The organism is Moorena sp. SIO1F2, from assembly GCF_010672755.1.
Taxonomy (GTDB): Bacteria; Cyanobacteriota; Cyanobacteriia; order Cyanobacteriales; family Coleofasciculaceae; genus Moorena.
Window position 1 is genome coordinate 1 of record NZ_JAAHFV010000591.1, and the last position, 2,232, is coordinate 2,232.

Sequence of the window (2,232 nt, forward strand, 5' to 3'; positions counted from 1 at the left end):
TCCAGGGAGCCTGCATCACAATACTACCAACAGACCAGTCATTGTGAAGATAGAGATAGCGAATTGGTTCAATGGCATAGCTGAGGGGGTTGAGACTGGCTACTACCTGTAACCATTTGGGCATGAAGGAGAGAGGAGCAAGGGCTGTGCTGGCAAACAGTAGGGGTAAGTTGGTAACAAAAATGACTGCAATTAGTTCAATGTGACCGGGTAGAGCAAATGCTAGTCCGAGACTGAGAGCTGTGACTCCCACCACCAGCAAGAACACAATCAAGCCAATCATCGCCAGACCAGCTAAGTTCGGTAAACCAGCTCCTAAAAAGGAACTAGCGGTGACAATTGCCACAGTTTGCAGCAAACTCAGAGCGATTATATATATGGCTGAGGCTGCAACAATAGAGAAGCGAGATACTAACGGAGCTACGAGTAAGCGGTTGAGGAAACCAAATTCCCGGTCAAACATGATCGGTAAGCCAGCATTGAGTGCTCCGGCAAAGGCGGTAAACACAATCACCCCTGCACCTAGGAATTTGCCATAGCTCAAACTCTCGCCAAAAATCCCTTGAGGAGCGTTTTGGAATAATGCCCCAAATAGGATTAGCCACATTAGGGGCTGGATAATACCAGCCATTAAGGTAGAAGGACGCCGTTGCAGCTGAATAAACAGGCGTTTGGTTAGGGCAAGGGTTTCTTGGATAAATTCACTTACACCAGGAGTATCATTGACTGGGATTGGTGCAGTAAGGTCTGGTTGCCAGTTAAATTGGGATTTAGGAGGGGTAAGGGTTTTACTCATATTCATTCGTGGAATAGATTCTTACAATAGTTGGAGCAATCTTTATTAACCCTGTTGAGAGGGCAGCTTTTGAAGCAAGAATTATGGCGGTTATCTAGGTTCTATTTTAAAGAATCCCTTTATAATTCAGTCGTTGTTTTTTTCCTTAAACCAATCTCACCCAATTTATTATGATATCAAAAATACTGGTGTTGATTTCTCTATCCATCAACAATGGAATTATGAAAGTGGATGCCAAACTGTTTTTAATAATCTTTAGTTATGGCTTGGGTTGCACGATTTAATTCATGTTATGAATCAATTTCAACCTTATTTTATTGATGGATAATCTGGCTTTTTTGTTACTTGGTTACTTCGGAGAGTAACAAAAGATTGATATTGCTTATGCATCAAAGATTGCACCGATGCCAGCTGCTACCAAGAATCCAAGACTATAACCCATAGCGTTAGTCTTGGACTATGTCAATTACTGCTCTGTGCCCTCAAGCTTCCGGACTACAATCATGCCACGGGAGCGTGACGAGGAACTATCCTTGTCTACGCAAGCCTTATACATTTGCTCTATAGGACATTTCCAAAAGCGTGTGTACTTCTTGGGATTGGTGTCGGCGACAGTCAGTTCTTTGGTAGTTGAGTCGTAGTCTGCCACCAAGGAGAAGTGACCCCCCCCTAAATTGACATTATCGTGGGCGATGCTAACACTGAAGTTTAGGATGTGGATATCCTTGTTATCCGAGACTGCCCTTTCAACTTCCTTGATAAAGACATCAAGTGTCATGCTCGGTTTGTCGAAATGCTCCATGATTACAGAGAACGGTAATTTAGCACCCTCGACGTACTTGGTTAAGGTGTCATAGGTCTCAGCAAGGGTCATCCCGTCATCTAGAACCGAGGCAATCGGCAGTCTGGTTACGTAGAATATATCGTCAATAGTCGTTGGACATTCTAGTGCTGTCAATGCATAAGCGATCGCAGTGACGTTGCAGCAGTTAATGGGCTGCTGAAACTCAATCATTTTGATATTTTCGAGGTCTTTGCTCATTGGATTCCTCTAATTTTCGTCTTTTTCCTGATTAATTTATCTAAATTAGAATATTAACCGGATTTGGTATTATATCCTGTTACTACTATATGTCTATATCTATTTGCAGTAATAATGTCAAGGGTTTGTTAAGGATTTCGGCAGTGAGCGAAATCCTTAACTTGGGAAGTCCATGTATCTGCACGCTTACTTGATCAGGTTGAGGCTTCGGACTTACTTTTCCCAAAACTCCTGAATAGTTAACCTAGACATCAGTTATTGATCAAAGGCCCAAAATAAAGAAAGGATTGATAGCATAAACACCCAAATAGCTAGCATTATCAGTCAATTAAATCAACGCATTGTTGATAACAATAAACAGATGGCTGAAATTGATAGCCAGTTGCAGCAGGCT

The 2,232-nt window shown here is 42.2% G+C and carries 2 protein-coding genes; both read right to left on the reverse strand.

The annotated features are described in order from the left end of the window. On the reverse strand, positions 1-796 hold a 796-nt coding region (locus F6J94_RS33145; RefSeq protein WP_293048017.1), incomplete at its 3' end, for an ABC transporter permease. Between the two features lie 466 nt (positions 797-1,262). Then, the gene (locus F6J94_RS33150; protein ID WP_293020868.1) at positions 1,263-1,838 is read right to left on the reverse strand and encodes a phytochelatin synthase family protein; all 576 of its coding nucleotides are present in this window, start codon (positions 1,836-1,838) and stop codon (positions 1,263-1,265) included. Between the last annotated feature and the right edge of the window lie 394 nt (positions 1,839-2,232).

Bases quoted from the DNA above. Each gene is read 5' to 3' on its own strand.
- F6J94_RS33150 (WP_293020868.1), bottom strand. From the start codon at position 1,838: ATGAGCAAAGACCTCGAAAATATCAAAATGATTGAGTTTCAGCAGCCC.